16 protein-coding genes and 1 tRNA gene are annotated in these 20,261 nt (G+C 48.3%); 3 read left to right on the forward strand and 14 right to left on the reverse strand.

What is annotated here, in order from left to right; all coding sequences use genetic code 11:
- Positions 1-108: 108 nt before the first annotated feature.
- Positions 109-1,632 carry an IS1182 family transposase gene (locus tag BQ7480_RS16300; protein ID WP_072543663.1) on the forward strand — a complete coding sequence of 508 codons (1,524 nt, stop codon included), beginning with the start codon at positions 109-111 and terminating at the stop codon, positions 1,630-1,632.
- A 173-nt stretch (positions 1,633-1,805) separates the two neighbouring features.
- On the opposite strand, the gene BQ7480_RS16305 is transcribed toward BQ7480_RS16300, so the two are convergent.
- Positions 1,806-1,876: transfer RNA gene (locus BQ7480_RS16305), tRNA-Gln, on the reverse strand.
- A 132-nt stretch (positions 1,877-2,008) separates the two neighbouring features.
- Here BQ7480_RS16305 and BQ7480_RS16310 point away from each other — a divergent pair.
- Positions 2,009-5,257: a S41 family peptidase gene (locus BQ7480_RS16310; protein WP_072544096.1), complete on the forward strand. Its 3,249-nt coding sequence runs from the start codon at positions 2,009-2,011 to the stop codon at positions 5,255-5,257.
- 253 nt (positions 5,258-5,510) lie between these two features.
- Here BQ7480_RS16310 and tyrS read toward each other — a convergent pair whose 3' ends face one another.
- The 10 genes from tyrS to BQ7480_RS16360 form a co-directional block, all read right to left on the reverse strand.
- On the reverse strand, positions 5,511-6,803 hold the full coding sequence (tyrS, locus tag BQ7480_RS16315; protein ID WP_022353781.1) for a tyrosine--tRNA ligase: 1,293 nt from the start codon (positions 6,801-6,803) through the stop codon (positions 5,511-5,513).
- A 77-nt stretch (positions 6,804-6,880) separates the two neighbouring features.
- Positions 6,881-7,540, reverse strand: a complete 660-nt coding sequence (locus BQ7480_RS16320) for a TatD family hydrolase (protein WP_072543664.1) — start codon at positions 7,538-7,540, stop codon at positions 6,881-6,883.
- Between the two features lie 11 nt (positions 7,541-7,551).
- Positions 7,552-7,773, reverse strand: coding sequence for a membrane protein insertion efficiency factor YidD (gene yidD, locus BQ7480_RS16325; protein WP_022353779.1), 222 nt, complete (start codon positions 7,771-7,773; stop codon positions 7,552-7,554).
- Positions 7,770-8,165 (reverse strand): ribonuclease P protein component, encoded by a 396-nt coding sequence (locus BQ7480_RS16330; RefSeq protein ID WP_072543665.1) that lies wholly within the window; start codon positions 8,163-8,165, stop codon positions 7,770-7,772. The genes yidD and BQ7480_RS16330 overlap by 4 nt, the downstream gene beginning before the upstream one ends.
- Before the next feature lie 72 nt (positions 8,166-8,237).
- A complete protein-coding gene (locus tag BQ7480_RS16335; protein ID WP_072543666.1) occupies positions 8,238-8,984 on the reverse strand; it encodes a uroporphyrinogen-III synthase in 747 nt (248 codons plus the stop codon).
- A 5-nt stretch (positions 8,985-8,989) separates the two neighbouring features.
- On the reverse strand, positions 8,990-9,799 hold the full coding sequence (locus tag BQ7480_RS16340) for a DUF4271 domain-containing protein (RefSeq protein ID WP_072543667.1): 810 nt from the start codon (positions 9,797-9,799) through the stop codon (positions 8,990-8,992).
- Entirely contained in the window at positions 9,796-10,383 is a 588-nt protein-coding gene (locus BQ7480_RS16345) for an LOG family protein (protein ID WP_072543668.1), read from the reverse strand. The genes BQ7480_RS16340 and BQ7480_RS16345 overlap by 4 nt, the downstream gene beginning before the upstream one ends.
- A gap of 92 nt (positions 10,384-10,475) precedes the next feature.
- On the reverse strand, positions 10,476-11,789 hold the full coding sequence (locus BQ7480_RS16350; protein WP_072543669.1) for a TolC family protein: 1,314 nt from the start codon (positions 11,787-11,789) through the stop codon (positions 10,476-10,478).
- The gene (locus tag BQ7480_RS16355; RefSeq protein WP_235816703.1) at positions 11,786-14,956 is read right to left on the reverse strand and encodes an efflux RND transporter permease subunit; all 3,171 of its coding nucleotides are present in this window, start codon (positions 14,954-14,956) and stop codon (positions 11,786-11,788) included. The genes BQ7480_RS16350 and BQ7480_RS16355 overlap by 4 nt, the downstream gene beginning before the upstream one ends.
- On the reverse strand, positions 14,956-16,014 hold the full coding sequence (locus BQ7480_RS16360) for an efflux RND transporter periplasmic adaptor subunit (protein WP_235816704.1): 1,059 nt from the start codon (positions 16,012-16,014) through the stop codon (positions 14,956-14,958). The genes BQ7480_RS16355 and BQ7480_RS16360 overlap by 1 nt, the downstream gene beginning before the upstream one ends.
- Before the next feature lie 175 nt (positions 16,015-16,189).
- On the opposite strand from BQ7480_RS16360, the gene BQ7480_RS16365 reads away from it, so the two are divergent.
- On the forward strand, positions 16,190-17,104 hold the full coding sequence (locus tag BQ7480_RS16365) for a helix-turn-helix domain-containing protein (protein ID WP_072543670.1): 915 nt from the start codon (positions 16,190-16,192) through the stop codon (positions 17,102-17,104).
- An 82-nt stretch (positions 17,105-17,186) separates the two neighbouring features.
- Here the strand turns inward: BQ7480_RS16365 and metK are convergent, their stop codons facing one another.
- The 3 genes from metK to queA all read right to left on the reverse strand — a co-directional run bounded on the left by metK (position 17,187) and on the right by queA (position 20,247).
- On the reverse strand, positions 17,187-18,482 hold the full coding sequence (gene metK, locus BQ7480_RS16370; RefSeq protein WP_072543671.1) for a methionine adenosyltransferase: 1,296 nt from the start codon (positions 18,480-18,482) through the stop codon (positions 17,187-17,189).
- A gap of 238 nt (positions 18,483-18,720) precedes the next feature.
- Positions 18,721-19,179 (reverse strand): 2-amino-4-hydroxy-6-hydroxymethyldihydropteridine diphosphokinase, encoded by a 459-nt coding sequence (gene folK / locus BQ7480_RS16375; protein ID WP_072543672.1) that lies wholly within the window; start codon positions 19,177-19,179, stop codon positions 18,721-18,723.
- Positions 19,180-19,191: 12 nt separating this feature from the next.
- Entirely contained in the window at positions 19,192-20,247 is a 1,056-nt protein-coding gene (gene queA, locus BQ7480_RS16380) for a tRNA preQ1(34) S-adenosylmethionine ribosyltransferase-isomerase QueA (RefSeq protein WP_072543673.1), read from the reverse strand.
- Positions 20,248-20,261: the final 14 nt, after the last annotated feature.

The raw sequence follows: 20,261 nt of genomic DNA on the forward strand, positions 1-20,261 counted from the left end.
AGATGGCCTTTTTTGTGTCTGCAAAAAAAATCGGGCAAGCCCCAACTTCGCTCAGTCAGGACTTGCCCGTCTCCCTAATTTTTTGTATCTTAGGGAATCAAGCAATATATCCCAAAGATAGTAGTAAAAAACTATACCTCCAACGATAATCTGCTTTTACCTCCGTGTTTAGGCGATTTTATTCCCCAGAACGACCCGGTCCGGGTTGTTCACCGTATCATTGAACAGATCAGCCTGGAAGAACTTTACCGCAAGTACTCCGTCAAAGGCTGTCCGGCCTACCATCCCCGCATGATGCTGCAGATTCTGGTATATGCCTATCTGCGCAACATCTATTCCAGCCGCCGCATCGAAGAGTTTTGCCGCAATGACATCCGCTTCATGTGGCTGACCGGCAATGTGACTCCTGACCACAACACCATCAACCGTTTCCGCAGCAGTCGGCTGAAGGATGTGCTCAAGACCGTCTTCGCCACCATCGTGAAGTTCCTCGTGGCGGAGGGCTTTGTAAGTCTGGACGTGGCCTGCACCGACGGGACGAAGATGGAAGCAAACGCCAACCGTTATACGTTCGTCTGGGGCAAGTCCATCCACACCCGCATCTCCAGAATCGCGGAACAGCTTGAGGAAATATGGCGGTACGCCGAGTCCGTCACCAAGCAGGAGTTGCGCGACTCCGCTCCCGTCACTTACCAGGACATCACCCCCGAGAAGGTGGAAAGGGCGCTGGAGCAGATACATGAAGCCTTGGAGGGAACGGATGCGGACCGGAAAGTGAAGGCCAAGGTTCGGCGCGTGAGGAAGGCATGGCCCGAACAGCTGAAGAAATATGAATCCCAGGGAAAGATTCTCGATGGGCGCAACAGCTACTCCAAGACAGACCCCGACGCCACGTTCATGCGGATGAAGGAGGACCACATGAGGAACGGGCAGCTCAAGCCCGGATACAACCCGCAGGTCAGTACCAACAGACAGTTCATCCTGAACTATACCCTCCACCAGTGTGCCGGTGACACCTCCACCTATCCCCTGCACATGGAAGACTTCCATTCCCTGTACGGCAGATATCCTGACGTGTCCGTCTGTGACGCCGGATACGGAAGCGAGGAGAACTACCTGTACGCCTTCAGGCATGGCATTGAAACCTTCATAAAGTACAGCTATTTCCACAAGGAACAGAAAAGGAGCTTCAGGAATGACCCGTTCCTGTCTGCCAACTTTTACTATAATGAAGAAACCGACGGGATGTACTGTCCGATGGGACAGAGGATGAAAAGACTCTCCGATGTAAAGCGGACGACGGACAACGGTTTTGTACAGACCATCTCAAGGTACAGGGCCCGGAACTGCAAGGGCTGCCCGTTAAGATGCCGGTGTCACAGAAGCCGGTCGGAAAGGATTGTGCAGGTAAACCACAGGCTGAGGAAAATCAAGGAAAGGGAACGTGAGAAACTCCTTTCTGCGGAAGGTCTTAAATACCGGAGCCAGCGGCCGCAGGATGTGGAAGCCGTATTTGGAAACCTCAAGAACAACAAGCACTTCAAGAGGTTCCATCTCCGTGGACTGAAGAAGGTGGAAATTGAATTTGGCCTGCTGGCCATAGCGCATAATCTTGCAAAAGTAGCCTCTTAGGAGGCTTCTGACCAAGAAAAAACCGTTTAAAGCGATGAAATCTGTAGAAAGAAACTTGTAAATTCCTTTTTTTGAGAAAAATCCAAACGACTTCAGTCTGATATGAAACGACAAAGGCCATCTCAATTCATTTTGAGACAGCCTCATTCCGACTGTAAATGTCTTGAAAAACGTTGGACTACCAAGATTCGAACTTGGACAAACAGAACCAAAACCTGTTGTGCTGCCATTACACCATAGTCCAAACTTTATGTTGTTTTCCTCGGAAAACGTTGCAAAGATAAATGTTTTTAGGAATACTTTCCAAATAAATTCTTACTTTTTTTCCGTTTCTGCGGGGAATACTTACCTTTGTTTTTAAAACCATTTGATTATGATGAAGAAAATATTGTCTGCATTGGTGCTGGGAAGCACAGTGACTTGTGCCATGGCGGTTACCCCGTTGTGGATGCGTGACGTGCGTATCTCCCCAGACGGAAAAGAAATTTTGTTTTGTTACAAGGGAGACATCTACAAGGTAGCTTCCAAAGGGGGTGAGGCGGTACAGCTGACTACCCAGGATTCCTACGAATCGTCTCCGGTGTGGTCGCCCGATGGCAAGCAGATTGCCTTTGCCAGCGACCGTTTTGGGAATACGGATGTGTTTGTGATGTCGGCCAACGGAGGTTCGGCTCGCAGATTGACCACTAACTCGGCTTCGGAAATTCCTTCTGCTTTCACACCAGACGGAAAGTACATTGTGTTCTCGGCCAGCATTCAGGACCCGGCCAGCAGTGCGCTGTTTCCGACTTCTGCCATGACGGAATTGTATAAGATACCGGCAGAAGGAGGAAAGACGGAACAGATTCTGGGTACGCCTGCCGAAATGGTTTGCTTCAATGCGGCGGGCGACAAGTTCCTGTATCAGGACCAGAAAGGTTTTGAGGATGAATGGCGCAAGCATCACACTTCTTCCATCACAAGGGATATCTGGATGTACGACATGACCTCGGGCAAGCATACCAACCTGACCAAACGGGCGGGAGAAGACCGTAACCCGGTATTGTCGGCCGATGGCAAGGAAGTGTTCTTCCTGAGTGAACGCAACAAAGGTTCGTTTAATGTGTATTCGTTTCCGTTGGATAACCCGGACCAGGTGAAGCCGCTGACTTCTTTCTCCACACATCCGGTGCGTTTCCTTTCTTTGGGAAGCGACGGTACGCTGTGCTATACGTATAATGGAGAAATTTATACACAGGCTCAGGGTGGAAAACCGGCAAAAGTCGCTGTTTCACTGACACGCGACGACGAGGATATTCCAGTGACGTTGACCTATACGAGAGGTGCTTCGGAAGCGGTGGCTTCGCCCGACGGCAAGCAGGTGGCTTTCATTGTGCGCGGAGAGGTGTTCGTGACCTCTGTGGAATATGGCACGACCAAGCAGATTACGCATACACCGGAAGCGGAAGAGGGACTGTCTTTCGGAGCAGACAACCGTACGCTGGTATATGCCAGTGAGCGGGAAGGAAACTGGCAGCTTTACAAGGCGGAAATTGAACGGAAAGAGGATTTGAATTTCCCGAATGCCACTTTGATTAAGGAAGAAGTGCTGTTGCCTTCCAAGACCGTGGAACGGATGTATCCCAAGTTCTCGCCCGATGGCAAGGAGGTGGCTTTCATTGAAGACCGTATCCGCCTGAAGGTGTTGAACCTCGAAACGAACAAGGTGCGTGAGATTACCGACGGAAGTACGTGGTATGAACTGAGCGGGGGATTCCATTATGCCTGGTCGCCCGATGGAAAATGGTTTACGCTGGAGTTTATCGGCAACAAGCACGATCCGTATACCGATATCGCTTTGGTCAGTGCCGACGGAAAAGGAAAACTCGTGAACCTGACCAACAGTGGTTACACCAGCGGTTCGCCGAAATGGACCATGGACGGCAATGCCATCCTGTTCACCACCGAGCGTTACGGAATGCGTAACCATGCTTCCTGGGGTTCACTGGACGACGTGATGATGGTTTTTGTGAACCAGGATGCCTACGACAAGTACCGCATGAGCAAGGAAGATTACGAGTTGCAGAAGGAACTGGAAAAAGAACAGGAGAAGGCTGCGGAAAAGAAAGACGGAAAGAAGGAAGATAAAAAAGAGGATAAAGACAAGAAAGATGAGGCTGCCAAGGTGAAAGACATCGTGGTGGAACTGGAGGGCATTCAGGACCGTATCGTGCGTCTGACACCGAATTCATCGAGCATCGCCTCGGCCATTCTGTCCAAGGACGGAGAGAGCTTGTATTATCTGTCGGCTTTCGAACGGGGCTTCGACATGTGGAAACTGGATTTGCGCAAGCGGGAAACGAAACTGTTGCACAAGATGGGTTCCGGATGGGCCGACATGGAGATGGACAAGGATGGAAAGAATCTGTTCGTGCTGGGGTCAGGTTCCATGCAGAAGATGGACATGAGCGGGGAGAAGCTGAAGCCGATTTCTTATCGGGCGGATGTGAAGATGGATTTGGCTGCTGAACGGGCTTACATGTACGATAACATGTGTCGTGAGGAGCAGAAACGTTTTTATGATGTGAAGATGCACGGAGTAGACTGGAAGGCCATGACGGCTAATTACCGTCGTTTCTTGCCGCATATCAACAACAAATATGATTATGCGGAAATGCTGAGTGAACTGCTGGGCGAACTGAACGTATCGCACACGGGAGGCCGTTACCGTCCGGGAGCCAAGGAAGCTACCGCCAGTCTGGGATTGCTGTATGACTGGAGTTACACGGGCAAAGGCATGAAGGTGGATGAAGTGGTGGAAAAAGGTCCGTTCGACCGGAAGACGACACAGGTGAAACCGGGTGTGGTGATTGAGAAGATTGACGGACAGCCGGCCGAGGGTGATTTTGCGGCGTTGCTGAATGGAAAGGCTGGCAAGAAGGTCTTGGTTTCGTTCTACGACCCCGAGTCGAAAGCCCGTTGGGATGAAGTAGTGAAACCCATCAGCGGCGGAGCCTTGAGTGGCCTGTTGTATGAGCGTTGGGTGAAACAGCGTGCGGCAGATGTGGACAAATGGTCGAACGGTCGCCTGGGATACGTACATATCGAATCTATGGACGACGGCAGTTTCCGTACCATCTATTCGGATATCCTAGGTAAATACAACAACCGGGAAGGTATCGTGATTGATACGCGTTTCAATGGAGGAGGCCGTTTGCATGAAGACATCGAAGTGTTGTTCAGCGGACACAAATACCTGACGCAGGTCATCCGCGGACGGGAAGCCTGTGACATGCCGAGCCGTCGCTGGAACAAGCCTTCCATCATGTTGCAGTGCGAGGCCAACTATTCGAATGCACACGGCACGCCGTGGGTATACAAGCACCAGGGAATCGGCAAACTGGTAGGCGCACCGGTTCCGGGTACGATGACGAGTGTGAACTGGGTACGGATGCAAGATCCGGATTTGATTTACGGTATTCCAGTCATCGGTTACCGTCTGCCGGACGGCAGTTACCTGGAAAACAAGGAACTGGAGCCAGACATTTATGTGCTGAACGCGCCCGAAACCATTGTGAAAGGAGAAGATACGCAGTTGAAGGCGGCAGTAGACGAGCTGTTAAAAGAGCTGGATGCGAAGAAATAAGTCCTGAAATTTCCGGAAAGACTGTCTTTCCGGACTTACAAAAATGCCGGTTGATTCGCAATGAGTCAGCCGGTATTTTTATATCCTTATTTTTCTGAGAGACTTTTATATTATGCCGGTAGTCCCTTGTCAGTACTGACTTGAAAGTATTGGCGGCTTATCGGATAAAGAGTGATGGACGTACTTCAAGACACAAGAAAGGCTGTCCCAAATGATATTGAGACAGCCTTCCGTTATCTTTTTTCGAAAGAATTTATTTGGCGATAACCAAGTAATAGTTTTTCTTTCCGCGCTGTACGAGCAGGTATTTTTCATCCAGCAGGTCGGCTGCGGTAATCTCCTGGTCGAAAGCTGCCAGTTTCTCTTTGTTCAGAGAAACGCCACCGCCTTGAACCAGCTTACGCATTTCACCTTTTGACGGGAAGATGGCCGCTTTTTCGGTAAACAAATCTACCGCCTTGATACCGGCTTCGATATCCGTCTTGGATACCTCGAATTGAGGAACCCCTTCAAATACAGAGAGCAGGGTATCTTCGTCCAGTCTCTTCAGGGCTTCGGAAGTGGCTTTTCCAAACAGAATACCAGAGGCTTCCACTGCCGCATTGTAGTCGGCTTCCGAGTGAACCATGATGGTCACTTCCTTGGCCAGACGTTTCTGGAGCACGCGTGCTTCAGGAGCCTGTTCGTGTTCGGCAATCAGGCCTTCGATTTCCTCCTTGCTCAGGGAAGTGAAAATCTTGATATAGCGTTTGGCATCTTCATCGCTTACGTTCAGCCAGAACTGATAGAACTTGTAAGGAGAAGTATAACGGGGATCCAGCCAGATGTTTCCTGATTCTGTCTTTCCGAATTTACCGCCGTCGGCTTTTGTAATCAGCGGGCAAGTCAGGGCAAACACTTCTCCTCCGTTGGTACGGCGAATCAGTTCGGCACCTGTGGTGATGTTTCCCCACTGGTCGGAGCCACCCAGCTGCAGCTTGCAGTTCTTGGTTTCATACAGATGCAGGAAATCGTATCCTTGTAACAGCTGGTAAGTAAATTCTGTGAAAGAAAGACCGTCGCGGGCTTCTCCGTTCAGACGTTTCTGTACGGATTCCTTTGCCATCATGTAGTTCACGGTGATGTGTTTTCCTACGGTACGGGCAAAATCCAGAAAAGAGAAGTCTTTCATCCAGTCGTAGTTGTTTACCAGTTCTGCACGGTTCGGGGCATCCGATTCAAAATCGAGGAATTTGCCCAACTGCTTCTTGATACACTCCTGATTGTGGCGCAGGGTTTCCTCGTCCAGCAAATTACGTTCCTGCGACTTGCCTGAAGGGTCTCCAATCATACCAGTGGCACCGCCTACCAGTGCCAACGGCTTGTGGCCGCAGCGTTGGAAATGACGCAACATCATCACGCCACACAGGTGACCGATATGCAACGAGTCGGCTGTAGGGTCAATACCCAGGTAAGCCGTTACCATTTCCTTCTTCAGCAGTTCTTCTGTTCCTGGCATCATGGTATGTATCATTCCACGCCATCTTAGTTCATCTACAAAATTCATCGAATGAAATTCTTAGTTTAACATATTTATTTAATAATTGAAGCAAAAGTACGACACTTTCTCTGAATAACCAATTTTTAGCGGTTAAAAAAGAGACGGTTAGCATTTTCGTTGAGGGCTTTGATGAGGCTCTCCATAGTCGTGCCGCGTACGGAAGCGACTTCGGAATAGAAGGTTGGGAAATCGATATTTTCTTTATCGCTTTCCACCAATAACTTTTCGGTCGGCACGGCAGACAAGGCTTTTTCTTGGTATTTTTTCCCGAAGGAAAGATAAAATCCATGCCGAAGCAAGTCTTCAGCCAGTTCTTTCTTTCCTCTGAAGCCATGAATAATCCAAGGTTGTGTCGGACGGTGTTTCTTTTGGAATGCCAGAAGTTCTGTCGTAGTCTTGACAGCATGAATAAGTAAGGGGAAACGGTACTTTTCAGATAATGCAATGGCTGCCTGAAAAGCTTCCTGTTGCAGCGGAAGAGGAACATCGCACAGCTTGTCAAGTCCTGCTTCTCCCACGGCTACTACCCGTGGGTCGGATGAAAGGCAGTGTTCCATCCAGTTTGTTTGTAATGGAAGGTTCTCTGCAGACAGATACCAGGGATGGAGGCTGACAGAGAGGAACTTGGCTTGTTGGAAAACCACAGAGGCCGATTCCATCATGCTGCAGCTGAGAATGGAGGTGGTCTGTGCGTCGGATGTCAAGTGATGGGTATGTGCGTCGAAAAAAGGAGTCTCAAGCATGGTGGAGAGGGTTAGGGAACAGGGTCGTATCCGGAGCCTCCCCAAGGGTGGCAGCGGAGAATGCGCCGTATGGCCAGATACAATCCTTTCAGGGGGCCGTGCTTCTTGATGGCTTCAATGGCATACTGTGAACAGGTGGGGGTGAAGCGGCAGGAAGGAGGCGTGAAGGGGGAGATGCAGTTCCGGTAAAAATAAATGGGAAGCAAAAGAAGAAAAGTCAGAATCTTTCTCATGCCAGACGTTCTGCGGTAAGTTGTAACAGTTTGACGACCTTAGCTTCTACTTCAGCGGAGTCATGGAGTTCGTTGTCCAGCCAGATAAAGGCCAGAGCCACTTTTTTGTGCGAGTTCTTCAGTGGATCAATCAGGATTTGCTTATGCTTGCGATAGGCTTCGCGTATCTGACGTTTCACGCGGTTGCGTTTCACGGCCCGTTTGAACCGTTTTTTGGGCACACTGATCAGGATGGTGGCTATGGGCAGATTCTCTCCTTCGACCGGCATGTAGACGATACGCAGAGGAAATGCAGGAAGCGACTTGCTGCCTCCTGTAAAGAGTTTCTCTATCAGTATCCGGCTGTTCAGCCGTTCTACTTTCGGCAAAGTGTTTTTTTGAGACTCAGTCATAGACACGGTTCTAAAAAGTAACAAAGCGAAGTAATGCTTTTATTGCTTCGCTTTGTTTGTCAGAGATATTTCTTATTTGTTGTGTTCGCGGATAAACATATCCAATGCGGCCGGCATGGAAGGAGCGGTACTGGAAGGAGCTTCCAGATCGAGACGTAAACCTGCGTCTTTGACAGCCTTAGCAGTGGTAGGACCGAAACTTCCGATGGCAATGTCCTTCTGTTCGAAGTTCGGGAAGTTCTTCATCAGCGACTGGATACCTGCCGGGCTGAAGAAAATCAGCATGTCATAGTTGAACTCTTCACCGGGCGTAAAGTCGTTGCTCACGGTACGATACATGACGGCTTCCGTATGCTGGATGTGGTTTTTGTCGAGCAAATCTTTAATCTCATCGTTGTGTACATCCGACATGGGGATGAGATATTTTTCTGTGTTATGCTTGACAATGAGCGGAAGCAGGTCGGCAAATTTACCTGTGGCTCCGAAAAAGACTTTCCGTTTGCGGTATTGCACATATTTCTGGATATACAATGCGATAGTTTCCGAAGTACAAAAATATTTCATCGTTTCCGGAATCGTTACACGCAACTCTGTGCAAAGACTAAAGAAATGGTCGATAGCATGACGTGAAGTGAATACAACGGCTGTATGGTCTAGAATAGAAACCTTCTGCTGTCTGAATTCTTTAGCCGACAAACTTTCTACTTTGATGAACGGGCGAAAATCTATTTTCACACCGTACTTCTCAGCAATGTCAAAATAGGGAGACTTTTCTGTCGTCGGTTTAGGCTGAGAAACGAGGACTTTCTTTATTTTCAACGTTACTAAAAATTTAAAATCAAAATGTGGTTTATATATACCAGTCCTTTCCAGAGGAAGAGGAGTGGGATAATTTCGAGGCTGCAAAAGTACAGAATTAAATGTAAAATGCCATGAAAATGATTGAAAAAGTTTCTAATGCATTTATAAAATAACAATATTTTGAAGCAAACTACTACAATGAGTACGAATGTTTTAGAAAAATTAAAGTCGAGATTAAAATAAATGATGAGCAAGGCCAGCGGAAACAGGATAAGAGAAGCTCCGGAAAGCAAGTCAAAGTAGGCGGTAATCCACGTCTTGTTTTTCTCTTTATCAAAGAAAATCCAATTGATGAACTGCGACAAGAGGGTCTTTGTTCCAATGGTCAGAAGCAGACAGAGTATGTACACGCATAAAATGATATAGTGAGGAATGACTTGATACAAGATCTGTTCGGTCTTGGAAAAAAAATCGTAGATGAACAGACTGGCCGAGATGCAGCTGATACTCCCTAGCGTGAGAGAGTAACGGATGTCGAAACTGGATGTTTCGTCAAACAGGCCGGCCCGTTCTTTGTGTCGGAAAAAGCCTTTCAGATGCTGGTGCAGATATTTCTTCCCGTTTTTCAGGGCATAAATAATCAGAAAGAAGCATAGGAAGACCACACAGGTAATGGGTAAATCGGTGCGTAGCTGATAAGGAAGTGGCTCTCCAGGCATACCCGTACTGCACTTCGCTTTTTTGCTATGCAGCAGCGCATCGTCTATTTCCTTTACGTGCTGTTCGTAAAGTTCCTGAATCTGTGAAAAACCTATGTGGCTGACTTCGTTCATATTGCCGCAAATTTACGAATTTCTTTGCTCCAATGAGGAATGGTGTATACTAAATTCACGGCTTCTTCCGGAGTTTCTGCTACATGCCAGATGTTTTTATGTTCCTGCCGCATGAAATGTTGGTTGATGGCCTGCTGGAGCATTTCGAGTAGCGGATCATAAAAATGGTTGATGTTGAGGATGACAATGGGTTTCAGGTACAGACCGAGCTGCTTCCAGGTAATGATTTCGAGTAGTTCCTCCAAGGTGCCGCATCCTCCGGGAAGGGCGATGACGCCATCGGACATGTCGGCCATGAGTTGTTTGCGCTCGTGCATGTCTTTTGTCTCAATCAGTTGGGTCAGCCCTTTGTGGTGCCAGCCCTGTTCCACCATGAAGTGAGGGATGATGCCCGTCACGGTACCTCCGGAAGCCAGTGTGGCGTCGCTGATGCGGCACATGAGCCCCAGGCATCCGGCTCCGTTGATGAGGTTGATGTGTTTCTGGGCCAGAATCTTTCCCAGTTGTTCGGCTGCTTCGAAATAGATGGTGTCAATTTTTGTGCTGGAGGCGCTGTACACGCATATATTTTTAATGTCGTTCATTGCAAAGGAGAATAATTTTTGCAAAGATAGAGATTAAACAATTATATGCAATGCCTGGCATCGTCTGTAATTGTCAATATTATAGGTAAAAGCTATTCCTCCAAACGTCCCGTGCACCGCTTGTATTCTGTTTCATAAATTTTGTATTGCGTCAGTGCTTCGATACGGTTGCTTTCAGCCTGTTGCCATTGGGACTGTGCTTCCAGCAGGTCGGTCAGGGTGCTGAGGCCGTGGGTGTAGCGGTTGCGCATCACTCGCAGGCTTTCCAGGGCTTGCTTGGAACCGAGTGCGGCAGTTTGTACCAGGTTATATCCGTTGGTCAGGTTCTGGATGGCCTGTCGTACCTCGATGGTGAGCAGACGTGAATTTTGTTGTAGGTCCAGTTGGGCATTTTGCAGGTCCAGCTTGGCTTTCTTGACCTTTCTCAGTCCTTCTCCCCAATGGAAGAGCGGGATGCTTACTGAAGCCATGACCAGTCCGATTCCGTCATCCATTTTTTGCGTAAAAGGTATGTAGTTTCCTTGCGGGTCGGCTGTCATCCCTTTCAGCTTGATGTTTCCGTAGTAGGCATATCCGGCAGAGAGTCCTATTTGTGGCAGAATATTCCCTCTGGCCATTTTCACTTGCTGTTCCTGGGCGGCAATCTGCTGTTTCAGCAATTTGAACTCAGGGCGAGAGTCAATTCCCTCGTCCAATTGTTCGGGAGGCGTGACTTGGATGAGGGTGTCTGTGGGGAGAATCTGTGTTTCCAACGGTTCACCCAACACATGGCACAGAGCAAACCGGCACAGCTCGTTCCCGTTTTGGGCTTTTTGCAGTTGATAGTTGATTTCGCTTCGTTTGGCGGTGATGCGCAACAGTTCATTGTCTGTGCCCATGCCTGCTTTTACAGCTGTTTCTACCTGTTGGTATAGGGTATCCATCTGTGTGCGATACGCTTCCAGCATGCGTACCTTTTGCTGGACAGCAATGTAGTTCCAGTAGGCCTTGTCTGCTTCCGCAATGACTTCCATGCGTGTCTTTCTTCTGCTTTCAGCGGCACTCTCCCGACCAATCTTGGCTAGTTTGTTTCCAGCCCGGATTTTCCCTCCGGCATATAACGGCTGGGTCACACTGATGCCAGCCAGGTACATGCCGTGAATCTGGAGTTCCATTCCAGTCATTTCGACATCTGGAAACATATAGGAACCCGATACCATTCCGTCGAATTTAGGCAGATAGGAACTGAAGGCAATCTTCTGGTCCAGTTCGGCCTGCTGTAAGGCATTGGTGGCTTTCTGTACCTCCTCGTTGCGTTGCAGGGCCAGTTCCCGGCAATCGGCTTGCGTGAGTGAAAGTATGTGTTGTGCAGGGAGCTGTGTCAGAAAGCCGAGCCATAGTATCCCACTTAAAATGTATCGTTTCATAATTGTTTGGATGAAGGGTTAGACATGGAATTGGGTTTGTGTATATGGAACAGAGCGGTATAGAAAATAGGAAGCAGCACGAGAGTAATGAGGGTACCTACGGTCAGTCCTCCCATAATCGTGATGGCCATGGAACCATACATTGGGTCGTTTACAAGCGGAATCATGCCCACAATGGTGGTCAGTGAGGCCATCAGTACGGGGCGTACGCGTGAAATGGTCGCTTCTACCACGGCATGATAAGGGTGAAGATGTTCTTCTTGTTGCAAGCGGTTGATTTCATCGACCAGTACAATGGCGTTTTTCACCATCATACCGATAAGTCCCATCATTCCGATGATAGCCATAAAGGTAAAGGGCTGTCGGAAAAGTAACAGGGCAGGCGTGATGCCACAGAAAACAAACGGGAAGCAGAGCAGAATGAGTATTACTTTTTTCCAACTGTTGAAAAGTAATAACAGAATACCCAGAATGATGAAGAGGGTCACAGGCATGTATTTCATGAGGTTGCCGATGGCTTCTCCCTGCAATTCACCTTCGCCTACCCATCGCATTTTGTAACCGTCCGGCAGAGGGATGTCTTCGATTTCTTTCTGAATGGAGGCGACGACTTTTGCCGGAGTGGCTTCGTATAAGTCGGTATTGGGGTCACATTCCGCTTCGATGGCTCTTTGTCCATTGAGACGATAGATGTAGTTGTCCTCCCAGTCCAGCCGAATCTGACGGGCTACGTTGCCGAGGGGTACACTACGGAACAACTGGTCTTGCAGTTCGTCCATTTTGGTGGAACCGGTCAGCAGACCTTTCAGTTCGTTGTCGTCCATGCGTAGGTTCAACGTACTCCATACGGGAATATCATTCAGGTTGGTAATCCGGCTTCCGTCGGCATTTCGTACCAGCAGATGGATGAGTACGGTCCGGTCTTGGTCGTTCAATACGCCTACAGGTAATCCGTCGGTAGCGGCCAGCAAGGCATTTCCTACATCACTTCGCTCAATACCCGACCTTAATGCATCTTCGCGTACATAATCGGCTGTCAGGGTCTTGCCTTCGGGTTTCCAGTTGTTACCCACGGAATAAGGGTCTACATACGGGCAGCGGCGCATAATATCTTCTGCCTGTTGGCTCAGTTTCCGTAGGATGGCAGGGTCCGGACCTGAAAACTCGACTTCCACTGTATGAGAGGAGGCAATGGAAAAATTGTATTTCCGGATGCGGATGTACGCGTCGGGATAACGTTCGCGCAGAAGTTTCCTAATTGCAGGAATTTGTGCAACCACGGTCTCATAATCTTTACAGTCGACCATCAGTTCACCGTAACAGTCGCCTCCTGATGTCATGGGACGCACCAGGCAATAATGGGCAGGTGCACTTCCCATGCTGGCAGCTACCCGCTCAATGGCAGGATTTTTCTTAAGCAGGGCCGATATTTCCAAAAGGTCTTTTCGTACACGGTCGGGGTCGGTTTGCGAAGGAAGAAAATATTCTACAATGAATTGCTTGTAGTCAAAATCCGGGAAAAACAGATTTTTTACCTTCGTCATGCCGAATATACAGAGAGCCAAGAGGATGAAGGCGGTAGCCAGTGTCGTCTTTTTGTATTCTACCAGCAAGCTGATGGTACGACGGATAAACCGGTGGATGGGTGAATGGTATATCTGTGGCTGCTGGGTCGTCTTTTCACGAACAGGCAGCCACGATTTGGCACAGACAGGTACTTGGATCAATGCCAGTATCCAGCTGGCCAGCAAGCTGACACAGAGCACCAGGAATAGGTCGCCGGCATATTCTCCGGCTGAATCGGGAGAAAGATATACGGCAAGGAAAGTCGATACGGCAATCAGGGTAGCTCCCAGCAGAGGCATGGCGGTGTGCTGTCCGATGCGGTACAAATAAGTCTTTGGGGCTAGCCCGCGTGCTTTGTCAATCAAGATGCCGTCCATGATGACGATGGCATTGTCTACCAGCATCCCCATGGCCACGATAAAAGCCCCAAGGGAGATACGCTGAAGCGTAGTGCCACACATCAACAGGATGGGGAAGGAGACAGCGATGGTCAGAATCAGTCCGAAGCCGATGATGAGGCCGCTGCGGAATCCCATGGTGAAGATAAGAATCAGGATGACAATCAGGACCGACTCTACCAGGTTGACCATAAAGGAGCTGATGGCTTCATCCACCTTGTCGGGCTGGAAGAATATTTTTTCCATTTCCATTCCCGCGGGAATCTGTGGCATGATTTCTGCCAGCCGTTTTTCAACAGCTTTTCCCACATCGGGGACAATGGCATTTTCTTCCATGGTCAGGCAGATGGCCAGGGCCGGTTTCCCGTCTACGAAGAAGCCGTTTCGTTGCGGTTTGCTGTAAGTACGTTCTATTTGTGCAATATCTCCCAGTCGGATGGTTTTCCCCTGCGGGGTGCGGATGAGCAGGTTACGGATATCTTTCTCATCGGTAACGGCACTGCTCACATGCAATGGCAGCCGGTCGCTTTCATTTTGGTAACTGCCTGCGTTCACCGTTTTCCCGGCATTCTGCAGGCTCATCATGATTTGGGTTGGGATAATGCCATTACGGGCAATCTTCTCTTTCGATAACGTGATTTGAATGACTTCATCCCGGTTGCCCGTGATAAGGATACGTTTCACACCCTTTACTCCCAGCAGTTCCCGGCGTATCAGTTTGGCGTATTTGTAGAGTTCCGGATAAGAATAGCCTTCACCTGTAAAAGCATAGAAGATGCCGTACACATCCATCATGTCGTCTATGACAATCGGGTCATAACAGTCTTGTGGCAATTTGGAACGACTGTCGTTCACTTTCCGTCGCAGGAGGTCGAAGTGCTGTTCCAAGTCTTTTTGAAGGACGGTCATCTGGAATTCGACGGTGATTGTGGCCATCCCGTTTTGGCATTCCGATTTGATTTTCTTGACATTGGGAAGGGCACGAAGTTCGTCTTCCATGGTTTGTGCCACTTTCAGCTCTACTTCATGAGCGGTAGCTCCCGGATAAGGTATGATGACCATAGCTTGTTTGACGGAGACAGCCGGGTCTTCCAGCTTGGGCATTTGCAGGAAAGCCAGCACACCGGCTATCAGAATGAATGTCATGAGCGACCAGAACAAGGTAGGCCGCTTCATAAAGTATTCGGTGAGTTTTATTTTCATCAGATAAGTCCTCCTACGTTGGTTTTACTATCCGTATGGATGACACGAACTTTTTCGTTCTCCTGTAGGGCATTTACCCCTGCCTTTATGATTTGTTCATCGCCTTTCAGTCCGGCTGTAATGACGGCATGGCCTTTTTCATCTATTCCGCAATAGTTCACTTTCCGTTTGCTGACGGTAGAATCGGCGTTCATGATCCAGACATAGGTTTCTTCCTGTGATTGAATGAGGGCATGCAGGGGAAGCGTAAAAGAAGTACGAAGGCTGTCGGTGGCGGCAATATGGATGCGTACGTTGACATTCATGCCTGCACTGAGTTGTGAGTCGGCTTCCTTCTGGAAGGTGAGTCTCAGTTGGTACAACTGGTTACCATCTGCTTTGGGAGCGATACTCAATATTTTCATGGGAATATCTTCTCCTTTCGCAGAAGGAAGCTCGCAGGTGATACGCTGGAAGCGGGAACGGAACAGATATACCTCGGCCGGCAGTTCGGTTTCCACTTCCATGGAATGCATGTCGAGCAGGTTGATGACAGGAGTTCCTGCATCCACCATTTCCGACGGAGCGAAATTGACGCTTTGTATGTAGCCGTCGGTAGGAGCATACAGGCGGGTATATGCCAGCTTGTTACGGTTGACTTGCAATTGTACTTTCAACTGCTGCAGTCCGGCCTGTGCTTTTTCATAATCGTTGATGGAAATGCTTTTGCTGCGATATAAGGCGTCTGTCCGTTTGACTTCATCTTCCAGTTGCTTGCATTGTATTTCCAAAGCTTGTACACCCAGTTGGTAGTCTGTGTGGTCCAGTTGGGCGATTAACTGCCCTTTCTTTACATAATCTCCTTCTTTTACGTATATTTTTTCAATTTGTCCTGCGGTTTTAAACCCCAGTCCGATGTTATGGCTCTCTTGTACCACTCCAGAGAAGTTTTTGATGCTTTCTGCTCCAGACGGGGTAGGAGTGGTCACCATCACACTGCGGATAAAGGTTTGCGTGGGCTTTTCTGTGCATCCACTGGCCAACCAGAGAAGGAAGGGAAGTAATAATAATCGTTTCATCTGTATGGATTTAGAAGTTCTTTAGATACAAAGGTCACATTTTTTGTTTTCTTCTTTACACCCTTATTAGCCTGCAAAATGTTCTAAAGGTTGGATTGGTAGATTAAATAACCTGTTTTACCCTTGTTTTCTGTTCTAAAGGACTATCTTTGTAAGAAAATAAAGAGCTAAATAGATGAAGAAAGAAGATTCTATTTTTAAGGAATTGCATTTGTTGATGCTTCCTGATGTGGGGCGTACACTGATTTATGGAAATGAACTGGTTTTGCTGGATAACATTGGAATGAATGTGGAAGAGGAGCTGGTTTCTGATTTTGTGTCTCCTTCCTACCCTTTTAAGCTGACTTTTACCTTGGTGATGTTCTGTTTGCATGGTACCATGCGGGTACGGCTACAGTTGAAAGAATATGTGTTGTCGGAGAATGATGTCCTGGTGGTGCTTCCAGGTACGATTGGAGAATGTCTAGAAGTGAGTGCAGAGGCTGAGGTGGCAATTATTGGTTTATCCGGTCATCGTTTGTGGAAAGGGCAACAATCGTCCTTAAGTATGGCTTTCCTGCGTTTTCTTACTGCTACTCCCCTGATGCATATCTCGTCGGCTCAGATGGAAGAGTGTATGACGCTCTATCAGTTGATACGGAAAAAGATGGAGCAACCCGGTTATAAGTTTAAGTTGGAAGCTATTGCAGGCTATTTGCAAGTATTTTTTTACAATGGATGCCAATGGTTGTTGGAGTATGACCGGCAGCAGGTACGTAAAAAAGTGGAAAGCAGGCAGGAAAAGTTGTTTGAGGCCTTTCTGGAGTTGGTTCAAACACATTATAGAGAACATCGGAATATGTGTTTCTATGCCGAGAAACTTTGCCTGACTCCCAAATACTTGTCCCAGGTCATTTGGGAAGTAAGCAACCGCCACGCTCCGGAATGGATTCGCGATTATGTGATTCTGGAAGCAAAGGCTTTGTTAAAAAATGGACAATACACCGTACAGCAGGTAGGTGATTTCCTGAATTTTGCAAATGCCTCTTTTTTTTGTAAATATTTTAAGGCTGCGGTAGGATGTACTCCCCGGCAATATATGTTGAAATAGCCGGTGATTAAAATAAAAAAGCAGGAAGAAAACCTTGGATTCTTCTTCCTGCTTGATATTGTTGTCGTTTAAGAATTTCGGATTATTTCAGTCCGAAAGCTTCTTTCACTTTATTCACGTAGTCCAGTTTCTCCCATGTAAAGAGTTCCACTTCCACGTCTTTGTTGCCTTCGTAAGCCGATTCGAAATGTTTGGTCACGATTTTCGGTTCACGGCCCATGTGTCCGTAAGCGGCTGTCTCGCTGTAAATCGGGTTACGCAGTTTCAGGCGCTCTTCGATGGCGCGGGGACGCATGTCGAAGATTTCACCCACCTTCTTGGCAATCTCTCCGTCGGTCATGTTGACCTTGCTGCGTCCGTACGTATTGACGTAGATGTTGATAGGGCGTGCCACACCGATGGCGTAAGACACCTGTACCAGCACTTCGTCGGCTACTCCGGCTGCCACCAGGTTCTTGGCGATATGACGGGCAGCGTACGCCGCACTGCGGTCTACCTTGCTCGGGTCTTTTCCAGAGAAAGCACCGCCTCCGTGCGCACCGGCACCTCCGTAGGTATCCACGATAATCTTACGGCCTGTCAGTCCGGTATCTCCGTGCGGACCACCGATGACGAACTTACCGGTCGGGTTCACATGGTATTTGATTTTATCGTTGAACAAGGCCAGTACTTTCGGATTGTGGATTTCAGCGATGACACGCGGCATCAGGATTTCGATGACATCCTTGCGGATTTGGGCCAGCATTTCTTCGTCGGCCTTCAGTTGCGCTTCCTTGGAATCGTTTTCCGGCTGGATGAACTCGTCGTGCTGGGTAGATACCACGATGGTATCGATACGTACCGGACGGCGGTCGTCATCGTATTCAATCGTTACCTGGCTCTTTGAATCCGGACGAAGGTAAGTCATGACTTTTCCTTCACGGCGGATTTCAGCCAGTACCATCAGCAGTTTGTGTGCCAGGTCTAGTGAAAGCGGCATGTAGTTCTCTGTTTCGTTGGTGGCATAGCCGAACATCATACCCTGGTCGCCGGCTCCCTGGTTCATCGGGTCTTCGCGTTCCACGCCGCGGTTGATGTCAGGACTCTGTTCGTGGATGGCAGAGAATACACCGCAAGAGTTACCTTCGAACATGTATTCGCTCTTGGTATAGCCTATCTTGTTAATCACTTCGCGTGCCACGCGTTGCAAATCGATATACGCTTTGGTTTTCACTTCTCCTGCCAACACCACCTGTCCGGTAGTTACCAGCGTTTCGCAAGCTACTTTTGAACTGGGGTCGTAAGCCAACAGTTTGTCAAGCACAGCGTCCGAAATTTGATCGGCCACTTTGTCGGGGTGTCCTTCAGACACCGATTCGGATGTGAATAAGTATCCCATTGTTTTGGTAAATTAAATAAGTTGTTAATGGTTTCGTTTATCCGTGTACGGACAGAGTAGAGAAGTAATCTTCAAGGAAATATAACTATGTGTTTTAGCATTTTTTTCCGTGGTTGCAAGCTACTCAAATCTTTCCACTTTTTTAATTGTTTGCAAAGATAGGGAGATAAATTGGAATAATTACAATTTCAGTATGTTTTTAACATAGCTTTACTGAGAGATGGTCTTTAAACCTGTCTCAGGCTTTGTAAAGGGCGGACAAGATTTTTTTTCGCACAGGATGCATCACATTGCCGGCAATCTCCATCAAGGGTTTCATCACGAAGTCTCTTTCTGTCATCAAGGGGTGGGGAATGGTGAGTTCGGGCGTATGGAGGACGAGGTCGTCGTATAAAAGGATATCAATATCCATCGGACGGTCGCTATAGACACCGTTGGCCGATTTTTCCGTTCTTCCAAGCTCCTTTTCGATTTCTTGGGTGGCGTGCAGCACTTCCAAAGGAGTGAGCCGGGTTTCCAGGCAAATCGCCGCGTTGAGGAAACTGTGGGCGGATTCAAACCCCCAGGGAGCGGTTTCATAAAAAGAGGATAGGGAAACTTGTTTCCCTATCCTTTCTTGCAGTTTATAGATGGCGGTACGTAAATTTGCTTCTTTATCGCCCAGATTCGTGCCGAGTCCCAGATAAACTTTTGCCATTGTTTCTGCTTTTTATTTATCCAAAATTAGCATGGCGTCACCGTAGGTACCGAAGCGGTAGCCTTCTTTCAAAGCCACATTGTAGGCCTCCATAATCAGTTCGTAACCTCCGTAGGCGCACACCAGCATCAGCATGGTAGAAAGCGGCATGTGGAAGTTGCTTACCATGGCATTGGCCACCGAGAAGTCGTAGGGCGGGAAAATGAACTTGTTGGTCCATCCTTCGTATTCTTTCAGGTGTCCGTCTGTGCCTACAGCCGTTTCAATGGTACGCATCACGGTGGTTCCGATGGCGCATACTTTGTTGCCTCTGTCTTTCGCTTCGTTTACGATACGGCAGGCTTCTGCGTTGACAAACATCTGTTCCGAGTCCATTTTATGCTTGGTCAGGTCCTCCACGTCGATGTCGCGGAAGTTACCCAGTCCGGCATGCATGGTGATGAACGCAAAGTCGATTCCCTTGATTTCCATGCGTTTCATCAGCTCCCGGCTGAAGTGCAGTCCGGCAGCCGGTACAGTCACGGCTCCTTCGTTTTTGGCGTAGATGGTCTGGAAACGTTCTTCATCTTCCGGTTCGGCCGGACGATGGATGAAAGGAGGCAATGGGGGTTCTCCCAAGGCATAAAGCGCTTTCTTGAATTCATCGTGAGGACCGTCGTACAAAAAACGGAGGGTACGTCCGCGTGAAGTGGTGTTGTCAATCACCTCGGCCACCATGGAATCATCGTCACCGAAATACAGCTTGTTGCCGATACGGATTTTACGGGCCGGGTCTACCAGCACGTCCCAAAGGCGCAGTTCTTCATTCAGTTCGCGGAGCAGGAATACCTCGATGCGGGCTCCCGTCTTCTCTTTGTTTCCATACAAACGGGCGGGAAAGACTTTGGTATCATTAAAGATAAACACATCCTTGTCGTCGAAATAGTTCAGTATATCCTTGAAAATGACATGCTCAATTTCTCCGGTGGATTTGTGAACTACCATCAGGCGGGATTCATCTCTGTATTTGGCCGGGTAAAGTGCGATTTTGTCTTCCGGCAACTTGAATTTGAATTGTGACAGTTTCATCTTCTTCCTTTCTT

This window comes from Bacteroides mediterraneensis, assembly GCF_900128455.1.
GTDB lineage: Bacteria > Bacteroidota > Bacteroidia > Bacteroidales > Bacteroidaceae > Phocaeicola > Phocaeicola mediterraneensis.